The 2,533-nt window shown below is 69.5% G+C and carries 2 protein-coding genes; one reads left to right on the top strand and one right to left on the bottom strand.

Features of this window, described 5'->3' with window-relative positions; all coding sequences use genetic code 11:
* Positions 1–149: 149 nt before the first annotated feature.
* Positions 150–1,424, bottom strand: coding sequence for an MFS transporter (locus tag AB0P24_RS47775; protein WP_365805757.1), 1,275 nt, complete (start codon positions 1,422–1,424; stop codon positions 150–152).
* Positions 1,425–1,564: 140 nt separating this feature from the next.
* Between AB0P24_RS47775 and AB0P24_RS47770 the strand changes: the two genes are divergently transcribed.
* Entirely contained in the window at positions 1,565–2,113 is a 549-nt protein-coding gene (locus tag AB0P24_RS47770) for a MarR family transcriptional regulator (protein WP_181806940.1), read from the top strand.
* Positions 2,114–2,533: the final 420 nt, after the last annotated feature.

Below are 2,533 nucleotides of genomic sequence, written 5' to 3'. Positions count from 1 at the left end.
CCCCTGGCGGGGCGCGGGGCTGTAGTCGCGTCGGTCTCCCAGCTGCGGGCAGTCGTGCCTCCCCCCGCGCGAGCGAAGCCGAGCGTGGGGGGAGGGTGGGCGCGGGCGGCACCTGTCAGCGCCGGTAAGCGTCCCCGCTCCCGCCCCCGCTACGCGGACACGGACTCCGCAGCCGCGCCACCCCGGGCCACGACCCTGCTCCGCGCGGCCAGCCAAGGCCGGTCCTGCACATCCGTCAGCCGCTTGCCGAGCCGCACCGCCAGGACACTGATCCCCAGCGAGAACAGCAGGAACGTCACGACGTACGGCGCGTGCAGCGAGGCCCCCATCGGCCCGCCCACCGCCGGCCCCACGGCCAGGGCCAGCTGCTTGACCAGCGCGAACGCCGAGTTGTACTGCCCGGCCATCCCCTCCGGCGCCAGGTCGGCCACCAGCGGAGCCACCGTCGGCGACAGCATCGCCTCACCCAGCCCGAACAGCGCGTACGTCGACACGAACGCGGCCGTCGCCATCTCCTGACTGCCGTGCCCGAGTCCCGCGTACCCGGCCACGACCCACGCCACGGCCCAGACCAGCCCGACCCCGGCGATCACCCGTGACCGCCGCCGACGCTCCACGAACCTGAGCACGGCGAACTGCGCGACGACGATCATCAGCGTGTTCGCGGCGAGCGCGGTCCCCAGCGCGGACGTGGATATCCCCGCCGCCTCGACGCCATAGGCGCTCAGCCCGGACTCGAACTGCCCGTAGCACGCGAAGAACAGCACGAAGCCCAGCACGGACAGCTGCACCATCGCCCGGTTCCCGAGCAACTGCTTCCAGCTGCCTTGCGCGGACGACGAGGCCGGCGCGGCGGCGAAACGCGGCGAGTGCGGGATCCGCACCGTCGCCATGACGACCGCCAGCAGCAGGAACATCGCCGCCTCGATCGCGAAGAGCACGGTGAAGGAGGACACCTTGGTCGTGTCGACCAGGTGGCCGCCGATGAGGCCGCCGACCCCCAGCCCCAGGTTCTGCAGGAAGAACTGGGTCGCGAAGGCCCGGGACCGGGTCTCCGCCGTCGAGCAGTCCACGATCAACGTCGCCAGCGCCGGCTGCATCACGGCCTGCCCGGCCCCGAGCAGCGCCGCCGCGGCCAGCACCGACGGACCGCTCCCCGCCAGCCCCAGGCTCAGCGCGCCGATCGCGGCCGTCACCAGGGCGGTGAGAAGGACCGGCAGTGGGCCGCGCCGCACGATCGCCCGGCCGGCGAACGGCAGCACTATCAGCGCGGCCACGGCGAAGACGGCGAGCACGAACCCCGCCGTCATGGCACCGAGCCCCCGCACCTGCGCCACATAGACGTACAGGTAGGGGACGGTGAAGCCGAGCCCGAACGCGCTGAGTGCGTTGCCCACGTGGATCCGGCGCATCGCTGCGCCCATCGCCCTGGTCACGTTCACCTCTCTCAGGTCGTCAAGTCAGCGGACTACTGAAGTCTGAAGACTTAGAAGCTAAAGTTCGAAGCTAAAGAGTACATGGTGAAGGACTTCAACGCCAAGCGGGTCCATGCGATACTTCGGTCATGGCCGACACCACCGGCGCCGGCGAGCCGACCCTCGACGAACAGATCGCCGCCTACCAGCGCGAGTTCCAGGACCTCGACCCCCAGGTGGAGAAGATCGTCTCGGCGCTGTCCCGGCTCAACCGCCGCATGAACGTCGCCTACGGCCGCCAGACCGGCGCCCTCGGCATCAGCAACGCGGAGTGGGAGGTCCTCAAGGCCCTCGTCCTCTCCGGGGTGCCCTACCGCATGGGCCCCAGTGAACTGGCCAAGCGCCTCGGCCTCACCCCCGCCGCGATGACCCATCGCATCGACCGGATGGTCGCCGGGGGGCTCGTCACCCGGGAGAGGGACGAGTCCAACCGCGTCCGGGTGATTGTCGAGCTGACACCCGAAGGGCGCGAGAAGTGGCTGGAGGCCATGCGCCTCGCCTCCGTCTTCGAGGAGGACCTGCTCCAGGACCTCTCCCCGGCGGAGCGTTCGGTGCTCGGCGAGGTCCTCACCAGGCTGCTGCGCCGTGTCGAGCACGCCCAGCCTGACGCCGGCGGCCGGCTCACTGACCTGGACTGACGTCGGGGCGCGGGGGTCGCGGAAAAAATCTTGACAGGGGGCACTTGACTCTGTGCTGCCCGCCCCGTAATGTTCTTCGGGTTGCCGCGGAGCCGTAACGGTTCTGCGACAGCACCTCCGCCGCATGAGCGGCACTCCAAACACCAGCATGATCTCCCGACGGGGTTGATTTCGGCGTGCCCGAATTCAATTCGCTTTCGGGTCTCGGTGGTGCCCGGTCGGACCGCAAGGCCCGATTGGGAATCGCAGAGCGGATCCGCTAAGGTTTGGGACGTCGGAACGGCCAACGGCCGCGAAGGCAACACCCGCTGACTGGGAATCAGACGCCGAAAGGATCTGATAGAGTCGGAACCGCCGGAAAGGGAAACGCGAGAGCGGGAACCTGGAAAGCACCGAGGAAATCGGGTCGAGAAAAGATCT

The sequence above is a fragment of the Streptomyces sp. NPDC086519 genome (genome assembly GCF_040686075.1).
Classification (GTDB): Bacteria; Actinomycetota; Actinomycetes; order Streptomycetales; family Streptomycetaceae; genus Streptomyces; species Streptomyces shenzhenensis.
This window is presented reverse-complemented; position numbering and strand designations above follow the sequence as displayed.

Coding starts and splice junctions, on each gene's coding strand:
- AB0P24_RS47770 (WP_181806940.1), top strand. CDS start 1,565: ATGGCCGACACCACCGGCGCCGGCGAGCCGACCCTCGACGAACAGATC.
- AB0P24_RS47775 (WP_365805757.1), bottom strand. CDS start 1,424: ATGGGCGCAGCGATGCGCCGGATCCACGTGGGCAACGCACTCAGCGCG.